Genomic DNA, 19,471 nt, shown 5'->3' with positions numbered 1-19,471 from the left:
ACTCCCCCATCCAACCCTTATCGAGGAGATCACGATGTTAGCCAGAGTAAGCGCCGCGCTGCTGGGAGTTGCCTTGTTCGCCGGCACAGCGTGTGCCCAGGAAACGACGATCAAGTTCACGCTGGGCTGGAAGACGCAAGGGTCCGACGCCGCGTTCTTCTATGCCAAGGACAACGGCTTCTTCAAGGAAGAGGGCCTCAATGTCGTGATCGACCAGGGCGAGGGCTCCGGTGCAACGGTGACGCGCATCATGTCGGGCGCCTATGACGCCGGCTTCGGCGACGTCAACGCCATCATCCAGAACGCCTCGACCAAGCCGCAGGACGCGCCTGTGATGGTCTACATGATCTGGAACCAGCCGCCGTTCGCCATCGTGACCAAGAAGACCAGCGGCATCAACACCATCAAGGACTTTGAGGGCCGCACGCTCGGTGGCGCGCAGGGCACGCCGACGACGCGGTTGTTGCCGGTGTTTGCCAGCAAGAACAAGCTCGAGGGCGAGAAGATCAAGATCTCCAACATGGCGCCGAACCTGCAGGAGCCGATGCTGATCAAGGGCGATATCGATGCCGCGCTGGTGTTCAACATTACGAGCTACTTCAACCTGGTGCTGAACCGCCAGGATCCCGACAAGGACTACAAATGGTTCTCGTTCGGCGATTACGGCCTCGATCTCTATTCCAACGGCATGATGGTGTCGCGCAAGCTGCTGGCGTCCAATCCCAAGGCCGTCGCCGGCCTCGTTCGCGCCGTCAACAAGGCCGTGATCGCGATCGCCAAGGACCAGAACGCGGGCATGAAGGCGGCGGTGAACTATGACAATCTGATCAATGCCGAAGTCGAGAAGCGCCGCCTCCAGTTCTCGTTTGACAAACTGATCGTCTCGCCGGAGATGAAGGAAATCGGCGTCGGCGACGTCAAGGACGACCGCATGGCGCGCGCCATCGGCATCATCGTCGAAGGCTACCAGCTCGCCCGCGCGCCGGCGCCGTCGGAGATTTTCTCCCGCGAGTTCCTGCCGCCGCGTGCGGAGCGGGAGCTGGTGTATACGGCGAATTGAGTCGGGTGCTTAAGACCGTCATTGCGAGCGTATCGAAGCAATCCATGTCTGTGCACGGGGAAATATGGATTGCTTCGTCGCTGCGCTCCTCGCAATGACGGAGTGCGGTGACACGATGGAAATCGCGGCACACAGCCTATTCTCCGGCCCGGACCACGGCCTGATCGAGAATGTCGTGCTTCGCCACGACAACGGCCTCATCACCGATATCTCCGAGGCAGTCTTACCCACAACCGCCCCGCGATCCCTCATTCTTCCCGCCTTCGTCAACGCCCACGACCATGCGCGGCCCACCGCGTCCTCGTTCGGCGCGCTCGGCATGCCCTTGGAAAGCTGGATCCTGCGCTCGGCGCTGGGCACGCCGGTCGATCCCTATCTGACCGCGGCCTCGGCGTTGGCCCGCTCGGCGCGGGCGGGCTGCGCGGCGATGATGGTGCACTATACCCGGCCAAGCGGCACCATGCCGCTGATCGAGGAGGCAAAGGCGATTGCGAGGGCGGCGTCCGACGTCGGCATCCGCATCGCGTTCGCGCTCGCAGTGCGCGACCAGAACCCGGTGGTCTATGGCGACGGCGAACCGGTGCTGTCGCAACTCTCAAGCGACGATCGCAGGACGATCGAGGAATTGTTCGTCCGTGCGCCGATGTCGCCCAAGGCCTATATCGAGCTGACGGATGCGATAGCCTCGGCCGTCGCGGGGCCGAAGGTAGAGGTACAGCTCGGCCCGGCCGGCGTACAGTGGTGCTCAAAACCGCTGCTCGAGGCGGTGGCGGAGAATTCGGCGCTGACCGGGCGGCGCATCCACATGCATCTGTTGGAGACAATCTACCAACGCGCCTGGGCCGACCAGCATTTTCCGGAAGGCGTCGTCCGTTATCTCCGCGACATCGGCTTCCTGTCGGAGCGGTTGACGCTGGCGCATTGCATCCACGCCCGCCCCGACGAGATCGAGATGATTGCAGCGTCCGGGGCGCGCATCGTCACCAACTTCTCCTCCAATTTGCACCTGCGCTCGGGCCTTGCCCCGATCGCCGCGGCGCACCGATGTGGCTGCGCCATTGCAGTCGGCGTCGATGGTCTCGCGCTCGACGAAGACGACGACGTGCTGCGCGAGATGCGGCTGGTGCAGATGATGCACGGCGGCCTTGGCTTCGAGCGAACTTGGACCGCTGCCGAGTTCCTCGCGCTCGCCATCGCCAATGGCCGCAAAGCGACGGGCGCGCCCGGTACCGGTGAACTCGTCCCCGGCGCGCCGGCCGATTTCGTCACGCTCGATCTCGACCGGCTCGACCGCGACCGGATCATGCCGGTCGACCCCATCGATCTCCTGTTCGCGCGCGGCAATGCGTCATTGCTCCGCGACGTCGTGGTGGACGGACGGCTGATCGTGAGCGAAGGCCGTTGCACCAGTGTCGATCTCCCCGCGATCGAGCAGGAGTTGCGCGGAATCTATCGGGCCAACGCAAGACAACTCGCGCCATTTCAGCGGGCCTGGCCGCCGCTCGCAGCGTCGCTGCAGAGCTGGTTCGAAGCCCAGCTCGATTGCCGGTAGACCGCTAAGCGCCTCAGTTTGCTCTGTGAATTCCGTGACGTGGAACGAAATTCCACTTGCGCAGAATCTCGGCACCGGTTCATGTCGAGTAAACAAGAAACTGCCGGTAGCCGCATCGCGCTGCTGACTGGGGTATAGGAAGCAAGCGGGCCAGGTGAGCCGATCGCCGCATCACTTCGCTCTGATGTCCAGACGGAACCGTTCATGTCCTTCCATAAATTGCTGATTGCCAACCGCGGCGAGATTGCCATCCGCATCGCGCGGGCGGCGGGCGACGCTGGCCTTGCGACGGTCGCAATCTATTCCGCCGACGACGCGCAATCGCTGCATGTCCGCGCCGCCGACGCCGCCCTTGAAATCCCCGGGCGCGGCGCGCGGGCCTATCTCGATATCGAGGCGGTGATCGCAGCCGCCAAGGCGACCGAATGCGACGCCGTGCATCCCGGCTATGGCTTCCTCAGCGAGAATGCCGCGTTCGCCCGCCGCTGCATCGAAGAAAGCATCGTCTTCGTCGGCCCGTCGCCGGAAGCGCTCGATCTGTTCGGCGACAAGGCGCAGGCCAAGGCGCTGGCAAAAAAATGCGGCGTGCCTGTTATCGAGGGCACCAGCGGGCGGACCAGCCTCAATGAGGCCAAGGCCTTCCTGGAATCGCTCGGCGAGCGCGGCGCCATCATGATCAAGGCCATCGCCGGCGGCGGCGGCCGCGGCATGCGGATCGTCGACGACGCGGGCAGGCTGGAGGAGGCCTATGCGCGCTGCCAATCCGAGGCGATGGCGGCTTTCGGCAGCGATGGCGTCTATGTCGAGCGCCTGATTCGCAATGCCCGCCACATCGAGGTGCAGGTCATCTGCGACCACCACGGCGCGATCAGCCATTTGTGGGAGCGCGAATGCACGATCCAGCGCCGCAACCAGAAGCTCATCGAGGTCGCGCCAAGCCCGTCGCTGAACGATGCCTTGCGCACGCGCATCATCGACGCCGCCAAGGAACTTGCGGCTGCGGCGAACTACGACAATCTCGGCACCTTCGAATTCCTCGTCGATAACGACGCCAGGACCAGCGACAAGGCGTTCGCCTTCATCGAGGCCAATCCGCGGCTGCAGGTCGAGCATACCGTCACCGAGGAGGTGCTCGGCCTCGATCTCGTGCAGTCGCAGCTTGCGGTCGCTGCCGGTGCGACGCTGGGCTCGCTCGGGCTTGCGCAGGGCTATATCCCGAGGCCCCGCGGCTTTGCGATGCAGCTCCGCGTCAACATGGAGGTGATGGACGAGACCGGCGCGACGAGGCCGACCGGCGGGACGCTGGCGGTATTCGACCTGCCGTCCGGCCCCGGCGTGCGCGTCGATACATTCGGTTATTCGGGTTACCGGACCAGCGCCGCCTTCGACTCACTGCTCGCCAAAGTCATCGTGCATTCGCCGGGCGGCAACTGGACCGACGTGGTGCACAAGGCCTCGCGCACGCTGCGTGAGTTTCGGATCGGCGGCGTCGCCACCAACATTCCCTTGCTCGCGGCGATCTTGGCGCATCCGGATTTTGTCGAGAACCGTCTCAGCACCGGTTTTATTGACAAGCACGTCGCCGATCTAATTGGCGAAACCAACACGACGGCGGAGACGGAACTGGTCGAATCCGGCAGCGCCGCCGATGACGAGACGCTCGCGATCGCGGTCGCGGCATCTGCAACCGGCCCAGCAGGTTCGGTCGCGGTGCCGGCGCCGCTGCAAGGCACGATCGTCGCGATAGACGTCGAGGAGGGAGACCTCGTTCGCCCCGGTCAGCAGATCGCCGTGCTCGAATCCATGAAGATGGAGCATCTGGTCACGGCGCCGCATGGCGGCCGGGTGACGCAGATCGCGGCCGGCTCCGGCGCGACGCTGATGCAGGACGAGGCGATCCTCTACCTCGAACCGGCCGAGCTCGACGCCCATGATATCGCCGAGGAAGAGGATGTCGATCTCGACCACATCCGTCCCGATCTGGCCGAACTCATGGAGCGCCACGCCATTACGCTCGACGAAAACCGCCCGGCGTCGGTCGAGCGCCGGCGCAAGACCAACCAGCGCACGGCGCGGGAGAATATCGCGCAACTCGTCGATGAAGGCTCGTTCGTCGAGTACGGTTCGCTCGCCATCGCCGCCCAGCGAAGGCGGCGCACGGTCGATGACCTGATCCGCAACACGCCGGCCGACGGTCTGATCTCCGGCGTCGCCACCGTGAATGCGGAAAAATTCGGCGCGGATGCCGCCCGCTGCATGGTGATCGCTTACGACTATACCGTGCTCGCCGGCACGCAGGGCCATATGAACCACAAGAAGATCGATCGCATGCTGAGCCTTGCCGAGCAATGGCGCCTGCCGCTGGTGTTTTACGCCGAGGGCGGCGGCGGCCGGCCCGGCGATACGGACAGGCTCGGCATGACCGGCCTCGACGGTCCGTCCTTTGTGCAGTTCGCAAAGCTCTCAGGACTGGTGCCGGTGATCGGCGTCGTCTCCGGCTATTGCTTTGCCGGTAACGCCGCGATGCTCGGCTGCTGCGATGTCATCATCGCCACCAGGGACGCATCGATCGGCATGGGCGGTCCCGCGATGATCGAGGGCGGCGGGCTCGGCGTCTATCACCCTGCGGAGGTGGGTCCGGTGTCGTTCCAATCGCCGAACGGCGTCATCGACATTCTGGTGGAAGATGAAGCGGAGGCGACATCCGCGGCGCAGAAATACCTGTCCTATTTCCAGGGCACGGTTGCCGACTGGAAAGCGCCGGACCAGCGCCTGCTGCGGCGGGCGATTCCGGAGAACCGGCTGCGGGTCTACGACATCCGCAATGTCATCGATCTCCTTGCCGACGAAGGCTCGGTGCTGGAGATCCGCCGGGATTTCGGCGTCGGCATGATCACCTCCTTCATCCGCATCGAAGGAAAGCCGTTCGGCCTGATCGCCAACAATCCAAAGCACCTCGGCGGCGCGATCGATGCCCCGGCCGGCGACAAGGCTGCGCGCTTCATGCAGCTCTGCGACGCCTTCGACATCCCGATCGTATCGCTGTGCGATACGCCGGGATTCATGGTCGGCCCGGAAGCCGAGAAGACCGCGATCGTCCGCCATGTCGCCCGCATGTTCGTCACCGGTGCGAGCCTCACCGTGCCGCTGTTCGGCATCGTCCTGCGCAAGGGCTACGGTCTCGGCGCGCAGTCGATGATCGGCGGCGGCTTCCACGCCTCGTTCTTCACGGTGGCCTGGCCGACCGGCGAGTTCGGCGGCATGGGCCTGGAAGGCTATGTCCGTCTCGGCTTCCGCAAGGAGATGGAAGCGATCGAGGACCCGGACGAGCGTGAAGACTACTACAAGGCCAAGGTCGCCGAGCTCTACGCCAACGGCAAGGCAGTCTCGATCGCTTCCGTGCTCGAGATCGACGAAGTGATCGATCCCGCCGACACGCGGCACTGGATCATGTCGGGTTTGCGCTCGGTGCCGAAGCCGGAAGCGCGCGCGACCAAGAAGCGGCCGTGCATTGATGCGTGGTGAGTGACGAAGATATGAAGCCGTCGTCCCTGCAAACGCAGGGACCCATAATCACAGGGTCGCGTTGTTGAAGAACGTCGATCCCGCGCTCAACAATGACGGCCGCGGCGTATGGGTCCCGGATCGCGCTCGCCTTGCCCGCTTGTCCGGGACGATGAGCACAGAGAGCATAGGGCGGCAACCTTGCGCGCGTCGTGCCTTCGGTTTGCCCAACCTGCGGACCGCGAGCTGATTTGCCGCACGCACAAAGCGAAATTTGAAGGCGCCCGTAAAGCCATTGCCTAGGGAAGGCCGGGATGCCCCCGCTGTACCTGTATGCTCGTGTGCGCGTTCTTAGTGCGCAAGTTGCACACGAGACCGCGGGTGCGGCGCGCACCCGGTCTTCCCAGCGCCCTCTGCTTGAAGAGGGCGGGAAGTTGAGAGCAAACCTCGGGCGCCATGCGCCGCGAGAGCGCCGCCGCATATTCACTTGTCGTCACCCGCGAAGGCGGGTGACCCAGTATCCCAGAGACGGCAGTGATTGAATCGAGAAGCCGCAGCGTACTGGATCCCCCGCATGCGCGGGGGATGACAGTCACGGGGTGCGGAAGGCCCACACACTATGATCTACCCCAACCTCAACTCATCATATCCCTTCGCTGCCACCTCATCGCACCTGGCACGGTAGGCCGGCGCGCTGCCGCTGTAGCGGGCGACGATGCGGGTCTGTTTGCCCTCGACGTTGGAGTTGATGCCGGTCATCCAGGAATTCACCTCGTTGGACAGCAACCCCTCGCCGAGCGCCTTGACGTGATCGGTCCAGGATTTCACGCCCTCCGGCGTCGCTTCCAGCCGTGTCAGTTTCCGTTCCATCGCAAACTTGATCAGCCCGGTGACCCAGTCGACGCTGTATTCGATGCTGCGCGGAATGTTGCCGAGCGCGGTATGCGGCCCCATCAGCATCAGCATGTTCGGAAATTCATGCACCATGATGCCGAGATAGGTCTCCGGGCCTTGTCGCCACTTGTCTTTCAACCGCGCGCCGCCAACGCCGCGGAAATCGATCTTGTCGAAACTGCCGGTGATGGCATCGAAACCGGTCGCGTAGATGATGATGTCGAATTCGTAATCCTTGTCGCTGGTCCTGATGCCCTCAGGCGTGATCCGCTCGATCGGCGTCTCCATGATGTCGACCAGTTCGACATTGTCCTGGTTGTAGACCTCGTAATAGAAGGTCTCGAGCGGCAAGCGTCGCGTACCGAAGCCGTGATTTTTCGGAATCAGCTTCTCCGCGACCGCCGAATTCTTCACGCGCTGCCGGATCTTGCGCGCGACGAAATCGGAGATCGTGGCGTTCGCCTTGCGGTCGATCAGGATGTCGCGAAAGTTGCCCTGCCAGATGCCGAAGCCGCGCTCGCCATAGAGCTTTTCATAGAACGCCTCGCGCTCCTCGTCGGACACTTCGAACGCGCCGCGCGGGTCCGGCGTGTGCAGGAAACAGGCGAAGGTTTCCTTGCAGCGGGCGAACATTTCCGGATAGCCGGCCTTGATCTTCGCTTGGGTCTCCGCATCGATCTTGCCGTTGTGCAGCGGCGCGCACCAGTTCGGCGTTCGCTGGAAGACGGTGAGATGGCCGACTTGGCTCGCAATGGTCTGGATGGTCTGCACGCCGGTCGCGCCGGTGCCGATCACCGCGACGCGCTTGCCGGTGAAATCAACCGACTCCTTCGGCCATCGCGCGGTGTGAAAGGAGGCGCCCTTGAAATCCTCGCGGCCCTCGATCCGCGGCAGGGTAGGCGTCGACAGCGGCCCGATCGCGGTGATCAGGAACCGTGTACTGAAGCGGCTGCCGTTCTCGAGCGTAACGGTCCAGCTTCGCGAGCCTTCGTCGTAAACTGCCGCCGTCACCCGGCTGCGAAACTGGATATCGCGGTGCAGGTCGAACTTGTCGGCAACGTAGTTGAGATAGCGCAGAGTCTCCGGCTGGCCGGCAAAATGCTCGGACCACTCCCATTCCTCCAAGAGCTGCTTCGAGAACGAGTAGCCATAGGAATAGCTCTCGGAATCGAAGCGCGCGCCGGGATAGCGGTTCCAGTACCAGGTGCCACCGACATCGGTCGCGGCCTCGAACGCCCGCACGCGAAAACCCTGTTCGCGCAGCCGGTAGAGCTGGTACAGGCCCGACATGCCCGCGCCGATGATGATGGCGTCGTAGTCCGGAATCGGCGTCGCTCCCGCATTGTGGTTTGCTCAAAAGCTATCCGGTCTCGCGCCCGCGGACAAACCCGTATCAAGGCGTGGCAGGGTTGCGTGTTTGTCCCGCCGAGTCAGCCTCGCTCGGCTTTACTGCCGGCCGTATCTGCCCCTATCGTGGAGCCCAGATCGCCCTCAAGGCGACGATTCAGGGAGCGAAGCGACCGCAATGAACGATCCCGTTGACGTCCTCATCATCGGCGCCGGTGCGTCCGGCGCGGCGGTGGCGTGGAGCCTGGCTGATACCAGGATGCATATCCTCTGCCTCGACCAGGGCGGCTGGATGAAGCCGTCGGAATATCCGAGCACCGGGCGGGACTGGGAGGCGAAGTTTTATGGCGACTGGTCGACCAGCCCGAACATCCGCGGCCGGCCCGAGGACTATCCGATCAACGACGACAACTCGCCGATCAAGGTCGTGAACTTCAACGGCGTCGGCGGCTCGACGGTGATGTACACCGCGCATTGGCCGCGGCTGCATCCGTCCGACTTCCGGGTGAAGACGCTGGACGGCGTCGCCGACGACTGGCCGATCGATTACGACACGCTGGTGCCGTTCTTCGAAGAGAACGACCGGATGATGGGCGTCTCGGGCCTGTCAGGCGATCCGCTGTCGCCGCTGACCCATCCGCCGATGCCGCCGCAGCCGCTCGGGCTTTCCGGCCCGCTGATCGGCAAGGCCATGAACAAGCTCGGCTGGCACTGGTGGCCGTCGGATACCACGGTCGCGACGATGGATTACGAGGGCCGGGCGCGCTGCATCAATCTCGGCCATTGCACGCCGGCCTGCGCGCAAGGCGCCAAAGCCTCGACCGATATCACCTATTGGCCGCAGGCGATCCGCGCTGGCGTCGAACTCAGGACCCATTGCCGCGTGCGCGAGATTCTGACCAACGAGCACGGCATGGCCTCGGGCGTCGTCTACTACGACGAGGATGGCGTCGAGCAGTTCCAGCCGGCCGAGGTCGTCATCATCGCCTGCAACGGCATCGGCACGCCGCGGCTGCTGCTGAATTCGGTCTCCGGTCGCTTCCCGAATGGGCTCGCCAATTCATCCGGCCTGGTCGGCAAGAACCTGATGTTTCATCCCTATGCGCAGATCTACGGTTTTGTGAAGGAGCCGACCGACTCTAACCGTGCGCCGCCGACCTGCCTCTGGAGCAAGGAATTCTATGACACCGATCTCTCGCGCGGCTTTGTGCGCGGCTACGGCATCCAGTTCGGCCGCGGCGCGGGGCCGGTGTTCGAAGCCGTCGCGAGCGAGCAGAAGGGCATTTTGCCATGGGGCGCGGACCATCACCGCGTATTCCGCAAGCTCAATGGCCATCGGCTCGCGGTCTCCGCGATCTGCGAGGATCTGCCCGAGGAGCACAACCGCGTCACGCTCGATCCGGTGCTGAAGGACAGCCACGGAATCCCCGCGCCGAAGATCGACTACACGATCAGCGAAAACAGCCGGAAGATGATGGAGCATGGATTGGCGCGCGGCCGGGAGATTCTCGAAACCGCCGGTGCGACCGACATCTGCATCAACAACCCGATTCCCTGGGGCGGCTGGCATCTGCTCGGCACCGCACGGATGGGCACCGATCCTGCGCGCTCCGTCGTCAACGAATGGGGCCGCTCGCACGACGTGAAGAACCTCTTCATCGTCGACGGCAGCGTGTTCGTGACGGCGGGCGGCGTGAATCCGACCTCGACCATCCAGGCGATCGCGCTCCATGTCGCCGACCAGATGAAGCAACGCCTTGCCAATCTTTTCGACTGAGACCGCCATGCTCGCAACAAATGAATTGACCTCAGCCCAGCGCGACGATCTCCGCACCATCGCTGCGATGATCATTCCCGCCAGCGACGAGTACAAGATGCCCGGCGCCGACGATCCCGCAATCCAGGCCGACATGCTGGCGACGCTCGGTCGCGATACTTCGATGGTCGCGCAGGCGCTCGATCATCTCGCGCATCTCGCCGGCAAGCCGCTCGCCGAGCTCGATGCGGCCAAGCGCGATGTCGTCGCGACGGAGTTCCGCGCCACCGGCGGCGTTGCGACTGCGACGCTCGTCCGCGTCGTCCTGCAATGCTACTACCGCGACGACCGCGTGCTGCGCTCGCTCGGGCTCGAGCTTCGCGCCCCGTTCCCGAAGGGACATATACTGCCCGAGGGCGACTGGTCGCTGCTCGATCCCGTCAAGGCGCGAGGCGGCAAGCTGCGGGTTTCCTGAAGCGGCGGCGGGGCAGGCCTGCGCATGCGCCGCGGCTCTTGCGCATCCGGTTCCCGGCCACCATTTGAGGAAACCGAAGGAATCTCGCCATGTTGGACTATACCTCAGCTATCGCCGATGACGGACTGTCGTCGCGAACGGCCGAGCGTGCCCCGGACAGTGACCGGGTTCTGCTCGATGCCTATTCCAATGTCGTGATCGACGTGACCGAGCGCGTCGGGCCAGCGGTCGTCCGCGTCGAAACCGGGCCGAAAGTGCGTCGTGCGCGTGAGCGTGGCGGACTTGGTTCCGGTATCGTGATCTCGCCCGATGGCCTAGTGCTGACCAACAGCCATGTGGTCGGATCGTCGAAAGAGATCAGGCTGCGCGATATCGAAGGGTTCGTCACCGACGCCCATGTGCTCGGCGTCGATCCCGATACCGACCTTGCGCTGCTGCGCGCCGACGGCGCGCGCGATCTGCGTTATGCCTCGCTGGGAAATTCCAAAAGCCTGCGCCGCGGCCAGCTCGTGGTCGCGATCGGCAATCCGCTCGGATTCGAATCGACGGTCACCGCCGGCGTGGTGTCGGCGCTCGGCCGTTCGATCCGCTCGGTCAGCGGGCGCACCATCGAGGACGTGATCCAGACCGATGCTGCGCTCAATCCCGGGAATTCCGGCGGGCCGCTGGTGTCATCGTCATCGGAGGTGATCGGCATCAACACCGCGATCATCAGCGGCGCGCAGGGCATCTGCTTTGCCGTCGCCAGTAACACCGCGCAGTTCGTGTTGTCCGAGATCATCCGCCACGGCTATGTCCGCCGCGCCTATATCGGCGTCGCAGGCCAGACCGCGCCGATCCCGCGACGGCATGCCGTAGTCGCCGGCGTCGACAACAAGATGGGCGCGCTGCTGGCGCAGATCGAGCCGGACAGCCCGGCCGCAAAGGCGGGACTGTTGCCGGGCGATGTCGTGATCAAGCTCGACGGCGTCGAGATCAACGGCGTCGACGATCTGATCCGCGCCCTCGACCGCGACCGCATCGGGCGGACGCTCGCGATGGATGTACTGCGGATGGGAAGGCTGCGCGGGATCGAGATTCATCCGGTGGAGCGGAGGCCGGAGAGGCAGTGATGCTGCTTACCCGCCCCTCGAGGGGGCGGGTCGACGCGCGCATAGCGCGCGGCGGGGCGGGGTGACGGTCTCTCCACATCCAACAGTGCACGCGTGGATAGACTGTCACCCCGCCCCGTCTCGCATTGCGCTGCGCTCCATGCGAGCCGACCCGCCCCCTCAAGGGGCGGGTGAAGAGAGCGAAACGTGTCGCCGCTACCCCCGCAGCGCCGCCAGCAATTCATCCGGCGCTTCGGCCATGATCATGTGGCCGGCGCCGGGAACAACGACGATCCGCGCAGTCGGCGTTGCCGCCGCGAGCGCCTTGCCGCCCTTGGCTGGCGTCATCATGTCGCGCTCGCCGAGAATGAAGGTGACGGGCACCTTGACCTGCGCCGCTGCCGCGAGCGCATTCTGATAGGAATTGCAGGCATTGAGATCGCTGTAGAGCACGCCCGGTCGCGTCTGCTGCAGCACGCGCTGCGCGCCCTGATGCATCCACAGTCCCGGCGCGAGGCTGCCGCCGAGCTCGGCCTTGAAGCCGAGGCCCCAGATCGAGACCATGTCGATGGCATCGGGGTTGTTGACCTCGGCGGCCTTGAGCAGATCGGGGCCGACCGTCATCGTCGCAGCGGTGCCGATCAGGCCGAGGCCGGACACCTTGTCGGGATGCCGCGCGGACGTCTCCAGCGCGATCAGCGAACCCATCGAATGGCCGATGAGCTTCGCCTTCGGCGCTCCCGCAGCGTCGAGCAGCGCGGCGGTCCAGTCGGCCATGTCGGCGATGGTTGGCAGCGGGCTGCCTCCCGAACGGCCATGGCCGGGTAAATCGGGCGCCAGCACCGAATAACCGTGATGCGCGAACCAGCGGCTGTGCAGCGCCCAGGTCGAATGGTCGAAACCGGCGCCGTGCAGCATCACGATCGCGGGCAGCGATCGATCGAAAGGACGGCCGCCGGTCGCGACGAAGGTATCAACGCCATTGACGGAGAGCTGCATGGTTCAAACCTTCTGCGATGCGCGGAGCGCCTGGCCGAGATCGTCGATGATGTCGGAGACGGTTTCGATGCCGACCGACAACCGCACCAGCTCCTCGCCGACCCCGGCGGCCTTGAGCTGCGCCGCGTCCATTTGCTGATGCGTGGTGCTGGCGGGGTGAATCACGAGTGTCTTGGCATCGCCGACATTGGCGAGATGGCTGATCATCCGCAACGACTCGATAAATTTTTTGCCCGCCGCGCGTCCGCCCTTGATGCCGAAAGAGACGATCGATCCGGCGCCGCGCGGCAAGAGCCGCTTCGCGAGTTGATGGTCGGGATGATTTTCCAGCGCTGGATGCAGCACCCACTCGACCGCCTTGTTGGCGCTCAGCGCCTCCAGCACCGCAAGCGTGTTGCTCATATGGCGCTCCATCCGCACGCCGAGCGTCTCGACGCCCTGCAGGAGCTGAAACGCATTGGTCGGCGACAGGCAGGCGCCGAAGTCGCGCAGGCCTTCGGTGCGGGCGCGCATGATGAAGGCGGCCTGGCCGAACTGCTCGTCGAAGACGATGCCGTGATAGCCGGCATAGGGCTCGGTGAGCTGGGGGAACTTGCCCGACGCGTGCCAGTCGAACCGGCCGCCATCGACGATGACGCCGCCGATCGCAATGCCGTGGCCGCCGATCCATTTGGTCGCCGAGTTCATCACGATATCGGCGCCGAGCTCGATCGGGCGGCTGAGAAACGGCGTCGCAAAGGTGTTATCGATCAGGAGCGGAATCCTGGCGTCATGCGCGATCTGCGCGACCGCCGGAATATCCAGCACCTCAAGCCCCGGATTGCCGATGGTCTCGCCGATCACGAGCCGCGTATTCGGCTTGATCGCGGCGCGGAATTCATCGAGCGCGCGCGGCTTGACGAACGTCGTCGTGATGCCGAAGCGCGGCAGCGTGTGGGCAAGCAAATTGATGGTGCCGCCGTAAAGCGAGGACGAGGCGACGATGTGATCGCCGGCATTGAGGATTGTTGCGATCGCCAGATGCATCGCGGCCATGCCGCTCGCCGTGCAGATCGCGCCGACGCCGGCTTCCAGCGCCGCCAGCCGCTCCTCGAGCACGGCCGTCGTGGGATTGGAAATCCGGGTGTAGATATGTCCGGCGCGCTCCAGGTTGAACAGCGCCGCCGCGTGGTCGGAATCATGGAACACGTAGGACGTGGTCTGGTAGATCGGAACGGCGCGGGCGCCGGTTGCGGGATCCGGCCGCTGACCGGCATGCAGGCTGAGGGTTTCGAAGGCAGGCGGCTTGGGTGCGGGCATGCGGGGCTCGTCAAATCAAGTAGTGGCGGGAAGGTATTCGATGGCTCAGACGTGCACGGCGGTGCGAACGCGGCCGGCATTGCCGAACACGCGCAAGTAACGTTCGATTTCGGACGGCGTGCCGGTGGCCTTCTCGGGATTATCCGACAGCTTCACCGCCGGCCGGCCGTCGACCGACGTTACCTTGCAGACCAGCGAGATCGGATCAAGATCGGCCGATCCATCCGGCGCGCAGCCGACGAAATCATTGGTGAGGTTGGTGCCCCAGCCGAACGAGATGCGGACACGTCCGGCGAAGTGACGATAGGTCTCCTCGATCGAATCGACATCCATGCCGTCGGAGAACACCAGCAGCTTATCCCGGGGATTGCGGCCCTTCTGCTTCCACCATTTGATGATGTCTTCGCCTGCCGTGATCGGCGGCGCGCTGTCGGGGCGGAAGCCGGTCCAGTCGGCGACCCATTCCGGCGCGTCGCGCAGGAATGTCTTGGTGCCGAATGCGTCGGGCAGGGCGATCAGGAGATTGCCGCCGTAGGTGTGTCGCCATTGGTCGAGGATGCGATAGGGCGCCCAGCGCAGTTCCTCGTCGGAATTGGCGAGCGCGGCTGCGACCATCGGCAGTTCATGCGCATTGGTGCCGATCGCTTCGAGATCGTTGTCCATCGCCAGCAACACGTTGGAGGTGCCGGTGAAAGAGGGGCCGAGCCCCTCCTTGACGGCCTCGACGCACCAGCGCTGCCACAGATGGCCGTGGCGGCGGCGGGTGCCGAAGTCCGACAGCCGCAAGCCTTCGAGCTTGCGCAGCCGCTCCACCTTGGACCACAGCTTGGCCTTGGCGCGGGCATAGAGCACGTCGAGCACGAAGCGGCCCTGGCCCTTGGTCACCTGGCGCGAGCGCAGCTCGTTCATGATCGCAAGGGCCGGAATTTCCCACATCGTGGTGTGCGTCCACGGGCCATGGAAATGCAGCTCGTATTGGCCGTCGACCTTGTTGAGCTCGTATTCGGGCAGGCGGAAGTTAGCAAGCCAGTGGATGAAATCAGGCGAGAACATCTGGGTCTTGCCGTAGAACGTATTACCGGCGAGCCAGATCAACTCCTTCTTGGTGAAGCGGATGGTGCGCGCATGGTCAAGCTGCGCGCGCAATTCGCCCTCGTCGATGATCTCGGCGAGGCGGACATACCGGGTGCGATTGATGACCGAAAAGGTAACGCGCTGCTCCGGGTAAAATTCCCGGATCATCTGCAGCATCAAGAGCTTGTAAAAATCGGTATCGAGCAGGCTGCGCACGATCGGGTCGAGCCGCCAGCCGTGGTTATAGGTCCGGGATGCAATATCGGTAACTGCCATGGCGGAACTCTACCGTGCCGGGGGCCGCCCAACCAGCGGGTTTTGGCCCCGGCATGGCAGCTCAGCGCGCCTGTTCCCGCCGGACGCGGCTGATCGCAGCATGAATATCCTTCCAGATCGGCTTATCGGGGGCAAATTGTTGCCTCAGATACCCGACCAGTTCGGCGATCTGGCCGTCGGTCAGGCTGTCCTTGAACGCCGGCATATAGCCGAGGTCGGTTATGGCCGGCTTGGCGATGCCATGCAGGATGACCTGGATCAGGTTGTCTGGTGCGGTGCTGTGCAGGTTGGTGTTCAGCGCCAGCGACGGCCGGCTGCCGAACAGCGGCGCGCCGCCGACCTCATGGCAGACGGCGCAGGCGCCCTGATAGAGACGCGCGCCGACGCTCGAGGCCGCAAACGTTCGCGTGGAGGTCGAGGCTTCGAGCTTGCCAGCAAGCGCTTGCTGCGCCGGGCGATCGATGACGGTCTCGCTAAACGAGGCGAGATAGACCGCCATGGCGCGGATGTCGGCATCAGGCAACGCCGCGAGTTCCCTCACCACCGGCGCCATCGGCCCCGCGGCGACGCCGTGAAAGCGCGACTCGCCGGTTCGCAAGTAGGCGTACAGCTCATCCTCGTTCCATGGGATCGGCGCTTGCGACAACGAAGTCAGCGCCGGCGCTTCCCAGCCTTCCGCGAATCCGCCGGCGAGATAGGCGTTCGCCTTCTCCGCGCCAAGCGCATTGCGCGGCGAATGGCAGGCGCCGCAATGGCCGAGGCCTTCGACGAGATAAGCGCCGCGATTCCATATCTCGGATTTGGTCGGATCAGCCTGGAACACGGTCGGCGTGTGGAACAGCGCATTCCATCCGGCCATCAGCGGGCGCAGGTTGAACGGAAACGCCAACACGTTCGCCGGCGTCTCCGCACGCACCGCCGGCTGGGCCATCAGATAGGCGTAGAGCGCCTGCATGTCGGCGTCAGTGGTCCTTGCGAAATGCGGATAGGGAAACGCGGGATACAGATGCCGCCCGTCGCGGTGAATGCCCTCGCGCATCGCGCGTTCGAAGGCGGGATAGGACCAGGCGCCGATGCCGGTTTCGACATCGGGCGTGATATTGGTCGAGTAGATCGTGCCGAACGGTGTCGGCAGCGGCCGGCCGCCGGCATTGAGCACGCCATTCGCAGCGGTGTGGCACACCGCGCAATCGCCGAGCGCGGCAAGTTGCTGGCCGCGGGCGATAGTCGTGGCCGAGTAGACCGAGGCATCGGGCCGCGCGATTGGCGTGATCGCTCGCCACGGCAGCACGGCCGCGCCGATGCCGACCACAGCCGCGCACAGCGCTGCGGCGGTGGCGAGTACACCGCGCCGTCCAGCGAACGGATTGTGCCATCGGTCGAGATCAGGCTGTGGCGCGAATGCCGGCGCAGGCAATGCCTCCGCTGCAGCCGGTTCCTCGCCGCGCAGTCCCCGCAAGATTCGTTCCGGCGTGAACGGCAATTCGCGGAAGCGAACGCCGGTCGCGTCATAGATCGCGTTGGCAATGGCCGCCGCGCTGGGGACCGACGCGGACTCGCCGACACCGAGCGGCGGCTGGTCCTGCCGCGGCAGCATCAGCACGTCGATCTTCGGTACTTCGGGAAATTTGATGATGGGATAGGCGCCCCATTCCCGAGCCGTCACCGACGTGCGATCGAACGACACCTCCTCCATCAATGCGCGGCTGGTCGATTGAATGACGTTGCCGTGGATCTGATGACGGACGCCGTCCGGATTGATCATCAGGCCGGAGTCCTGCCCCGCCACCACGCGCGTCACGCTGACATCGCCGGTCGCCTTGTTGACGGCGACGTCAGCGATCCATGCCGACCATGCCGCGCCATAGCCGGGAAACTTGCTGTGCACATAGAGCGCATAGGCAAAGCCGCGCCCGCGCACGATATCGTCCTCGGCCTGCTTCTCCTTGCGCACTGGCCGCGGCGTCCAGCCGGCGCGTTCGGCCACCGCATTGACGAGATCGATCGCGCGCGGATCCTTCAAATAGCGCAGACGGTACTCGATCGGATCGACACCAGCCTCGCTGGCGCATTCGTCGATCCAGGATTCATGCGCAAACGTGTTCGGCAGCGCCGAGACGCCGCGGAGCCAGGAGGCGCGCACGATCGGCGGCATGTCGTTCGCCACCACGCGCAGATTGTCGTAGTCGTAGGGCGGGATAGCGGTGCGGTCGCCCATCTCAAAAATGGCGGGCGTATGCGGGACGGCGCCGGTCAGCAGCAGGGCCAGCGTCGGTGCGCCGTTCGACGGATAGCGCGTGGCAAAATCATAGCCGGCAACGCTGCCGTCGGCGTTCAGCCCGCCGTCGACATCCATCAATTGCGCGGTGCCCTTCGGTTCCCAGGCGTGCTCCTGTTCGCGTGTCAATTGCACGCGCACGGGGCGGCCGACGGCGCGTGAAAGTAGAACGGCATCGGCGGAAACGTCATCGGCGCAGTTGCGGCCGTAGCAACCAGCCGCTTCCAGCCGGATCACCTCGATCTCCGCCTCGCGTCGGTGGATCAGCCGTGCGAGATCGGTGCGCAGATGGTGCGGGTTCTGCGTGCCGGACCAGACCCGGGTGTGGTCGTCCTGACAGTCGGCGACTGCGCAGGACGGGCCGATCGAGGCGTGCATCTGGTAGGGCCAGATGTAGGTCCGCGGCATCGGCTTGGCCGCGCCGGCGATCGCCGCATCGACGTCGCCCTTGTCGATCAGCTTGCGTGGCGTCGACGGATTGGCGCGCAGCGCCGTCTCGACGTCCTTGAGGTCGGGCAGCGTCGGCACCGGCTTCCAGCTCACCTTGAGCTGCGCCGCCGCCCTGATCGCATTCTCCTCGCGCTCGGCGACGACGCCGACGAAGTCGCCAATGCGAACGACGGCGACGAGGCCAGGGACGTCGCGCACCGAGCTCTCATCGACCGCGGTCAGGCTGTTGCCGATGAAGTCGCCGACATCGACGCCGGCATAGGGCGGGCGCACGACGCGGCCATGCAGCATGCCGGGGACACGCACGTCGTGAACGTAGACGAGTTCACCGGTCGCCTTCGCCGGCAGATCGACGCGCGGCACCGATTGGCCAACGATGCCGTATTCACTCACGGCCTTCACAGGAACGTCGTCGGCGAGTTCGAGGCGAATGGTGTCGCCCGCAATCAATTCGCCATAGCTGACGCTGCGATTGTCCCTGCCGCGGACGAGGCCGTCTTCAATGACGAGGTCCTCGGCGGAAAGCTCCAGCCGCTCGGCCGCGCGCGCGACGAGAAACTGCCGCGCCTGTGCCGCAGCCTTGCGCAACGGTACGGCCGTAATCTGAATTGTTTCGCTCGCAATCGTCGCGCCCTGATTGGGAACGAGGGCTGTATCGCCGAGCACGACCACAACACGGGCAAAGGACACGTCGAGTTCCTCCGCGACGATCTGCCCGAGCGCGGTGCGGATGCCGGTGCCCAGATCGACGTGGCCATTATAGGCGGTGACCGATCCATCGGCCGTGATCTTGATGAAAGTCTCGAACTTGACCGCCTCGACCGGCGATGCCGGACGCACGACGGACAGCGTGCCTTGCAACCGCTCGCGATTCTCGGCCGTGTCAGGGACGGTCATGCGTCTGCGCCTCAACGAGACGGCCTGCGGCGCGCATTGCCGCGCGCATGATTTCGACATGTGCACCGCAGCGGCACAGATGATGGCGCAGGGCTTCCAGAACCTCGTCCTCCGACGGGCGAGGGGAGCGCAGCAACAGCGCCTTGGTCGTAATGATCATGCCGTTGAGGCAATAGCCGCATTGCGCGGCTTGCTCGTGGATGAAGGCCTGCTGCACGGGATCGGGATGCTCGCGCGTGCCGAGGCCTTCGAGCGTCACGATGTCGCGCCCGGCACAACCCTCGATCGGGATCACGCAGGATCGCGCCGCGACGCCGTCGATCAGCACGGCGCAGGCGCCGCACTCGCCGAGCCCGCAGCCGTACTTCGGTCCGTTCAGTTCGAGGTCGTTGCGCAGCACGTAAAGCAATGCAGTGTCGAGTGCGGCGTCAACGTCGTGAGCCTTGCCGTTGACGGTCAGGCGCATCATGCTCTCCCGAAGTCCTCGTTGCGCTGCAAAAGCCGCACCGGGTGCTTCGC

General features: G+C 64.8%; 12 protein-coding genes. 6 read left to right on the top strand and 6 right to left on the bottom strand.

Features of this window, described 5'->3' with window-relative positions:
- Positions 1–34: 34 nt before the first annotated feature.
- The 3 genes from LMTR13_RS29630 (at position 35) to LMTR13_RS29620 (ending at position 6,137) form a co-directional block, all read left to right on the top strand.
- Positions 35–1,060, top strand: coding sequence for an ABC transporter substrate-binding protein (locus tag LMTR13_RS29630; RefSeq protein WP_065730859.1), 1,026 nt, complete (start codon positions 35–37; stop codon positions 1,058–1,060).
- 115 nt (positions 1,061–1,175) lie between these two features.
- Complete coding sequence (locus tag LMTR13_RS29625; protein ID WP_236843188.1) at positions 1,176–2,612, top strand: amidohydrolase family protein; 1,437 nt, start codon at positions 1,176–1,178, stop codon at positions 2,610–2,612.
- Positions 2,613–2,816: 204 nt separating this feature from the next.
- Positions 2,817–6,137, top strand: coding sequence for a carboxyl transferase domain-containing protein (locus tag LMTR13_RS29620; RefSeq protein ID WP_065730858.1), 3,321 nt, complete (start codon positions 2,817–2,819; stop codon positions 6,135–6,137).
- A 603-nt stretch (positions 6,138–6,740) separates the two neighbouring features.
- On the opposite strand, the gene LMTR13_RS29615 is transcribed toward LMTR13_RS29620, so the two are convergent.
- On the bottom strand, positions 6,741–8,300 hold the full coding sequence (locus LMTR13_RS29615) for a flavin-containing monooxygenase (protein ID WP_083219274.1): 1,560 nt from the start codon (positions 8,298–8,300) through the stop codon (positions 6,741–6,743).
- A gap of 235 nt (positions 8,301–8,535) precedes the next feature.
- Between LMTR13_RS29615 and LMTR13_RS29610 the strand changes: the two genes are divergently transcribed.
- From LMTR13_RS29610 to LMTR13_RS29600, 3 genes are all read left to right on the top strand, one after another.
- Positions 8,536–10,134, top strand: coding sequence for a GMC family oxidoreductase (locus LMTR13_RS29610; RefSeq protein ID WP_065730856.1), 1,599 nt, complete (start codon positions 8,536–8,538; stop codon positions 10,132–10,134).
- 7 nt (positions 10,135–10,141) lie between these two features.
- On the top strand, positions 10,142–10,588 hold the full coding sequence (locus LMTR13_RS29605) for a hypothetical protein (protein ID WP_065730855.1): 447 nt from the start codon (positions 10,142–10,144) through the stop codon (positions 10,586–10,588).
- 89 nt (positions 10,589–10,677) lie between these two features.
- The gene (locus tag LMTR13_RS29600) at positions 10,678–11,700 is read left to right on the top strand and encodes a S1C family serine protease (protein WP_065730854.1); all 1,023 of its coding nucleotides are present in this window, start codon (positions 10,678–10,680) and stop codon (positions 11,698–11,700) included.
- A 195-nt stretch (positions 11,701–11,895) separates the two neighbouring features.
- On the opposite strand, the gene LMTR13_RS29595 is transcribed toward LMTR13_RS29600, so the two are convergent.
- From LMTR13_RS29595 to LMTR13_RS29575, 5 genes are all read right to left on the bottom strand, one after another.
- Positions 11,896–12,678 carry an alpha/beta fold hydrolase gene (locus LMTR13_RS29595; protein WP_065730853.1) on the bottom strand — a complete coding sequence of 261 codons (783 nt, stop codon included), beginning with the start codon at positions 12,676–12,678 and terminating at the stop codon, positions 11,896–11,898.
- 3 nt (positions 12,679–12,681) lie between these two features.
- Positions 12,682–13,977, bottom strand: a complete 1,296-nt coding sequence (locus tag LMTR13_RS29590) for an O-acetylhomoserine aminocarboxypropyltransferase (protein ID WP_065730852.1) — start codon at positions 13,975–13,977, stop codon at positions 12,682–12,684.
- Positions 13,978–14,022: 45 nt separating this feature from the next.
- Positions 14,023–15,327: a nicotinate phosphoribosyltransferase gene (gene pncB / locus LMTR13_RS29585; RefSeq protein ID WP_065730851.1), complete on the bottom strand. Its 1,305-nt coding sequence runs from the start codon at positions 15,325–15,327 to the stop codon at positions 14,023–14,025.
- 61 nt (positions 15,328–15,388) lie between these two features.
- Positions 15,389–18,952 (bottom strand): molybdopterin cofactor-binding domain-containing protein, encoded by a 3,564-nt coding sequence (locus LMTR13_RS29580; protein WP_065730850.1) that lies wholly within the window; start codon positions 18,950–18,952, stop codon positions 15,389–15,391.
- Positions 18,939–19,418, bottom strand: a complete 480-nt coding sequence (locus tag LMTR13_RS29575) for a (2Fe-2S)-binding protein (RefSeq protein ID WP_065733071.1) — start codon at positions 19,416–19,418, stop codon at positions 18,939–18,941. Before LMTR13_RS29575 ends, LMTR13_RS29580 begins: the two co-directional genes overlap by 14 nt.
- Positions 19,419–19,471 lie beyond the last annotated feature (53 nt).

This window comes from Bradyrhizobium icense (genome assembly GCF_001693385.1).
GTDB lineage: Bacteria > Pseudomonadota > Alphaproteobacteria > Rhizobiales > Xanthobacteraceae > Bradyrhizobium > Bradyrhizobium icense.
This window is presented reverse-complemented; position numbering and strand designations above follow the sequence as displayed.

Bases quoted from the DNA above. Each gene is read 5' to 3' on its own strand.
- LMTR13_RS29630 (WP_065730859.1), top strand. From the start codon at position 35: ATGTTAGCCAGAGTAAGCGCCGCGCTGCTGGGAGTTGCCTTGTTCGCC.
- LMTR13_RS29625 (WP_236843188.1), top strand. From the start codon at position 1,176: ATGGAAATCGCGGCACACAGCCTATTCTCCGGCCCGGACCACGGCCTG.
- LMTR13_RS29620 (WP_065730858.1), top strand. From the start codon at position 2,817: ATGTCCTTCCATAAATTGCTGATTGCCAACCGCGGCGAGATTGCCATC.
- LMTR13_RS29615 (WP_083219274.1), bottom strand. From the start codon at position 8,300: ATGTCGGGCCTGTACCAGCTCTACCGGCTGCGCGAACAGGGTTTTCGC.
- LMTR13_RS29610 (WP_065730856.1), top strand. From the start codon at position 8,536: ATGAACGATCCCGTTGACGTCCTCATCATCGGCGCCGGTGCGTCCGGC.
- LMTR13_RS29605 (WP_065730855.1), top strand. From the start codon at position 10,142: ATGCTCGCAACAAATGAATTGACCTCAGCCCAGCGCGACGATCTCCGC.
- LMTR13_RS29600 (WP_065730854.1), top strand. From the start codon at position 10,678: ATGTTGGACTATACCTCAGCTATCGCCGATGACGGACTGTCGTCGCGA.
- LMTR13_RS29595 (WP_065730853.1), bottom strand. From the start codon at position 12,678: ATGCAGCTCTCCGTCAATGGCGTTGATACCTTCGTCGCGACCGGCGGC.
- LMTR13_RS29590 (WP_065730852.1), bottom strand. From the start codon at position 13,977: ATGCCCGCACCCAAGCCGCCTGCCTTCGAAACCCTCAGCCTGCATGCC.
- pncB (WP_065730851.1), bottom strand. From the start codon at position 15,327: ATGGCAGTTACCGATATTGCATCCCGGACCTATAACCACGGCTGGCGG.
- LMTR13_RS29580 (WP_065730850.1), bottom strand. From the start codon at position 18,952: ATGACCGTCCCTGACACGGCCGAGAATCGCGAGCGGTTGCAAGGCACG.
- LMTR13_RS29575 (WP_065733071.1), bottom strand. From the start codon at position 19,418: ATGCGCCTGACCGTCAACGGCAAGGCTCACGACGTTGACGCCGCACTC.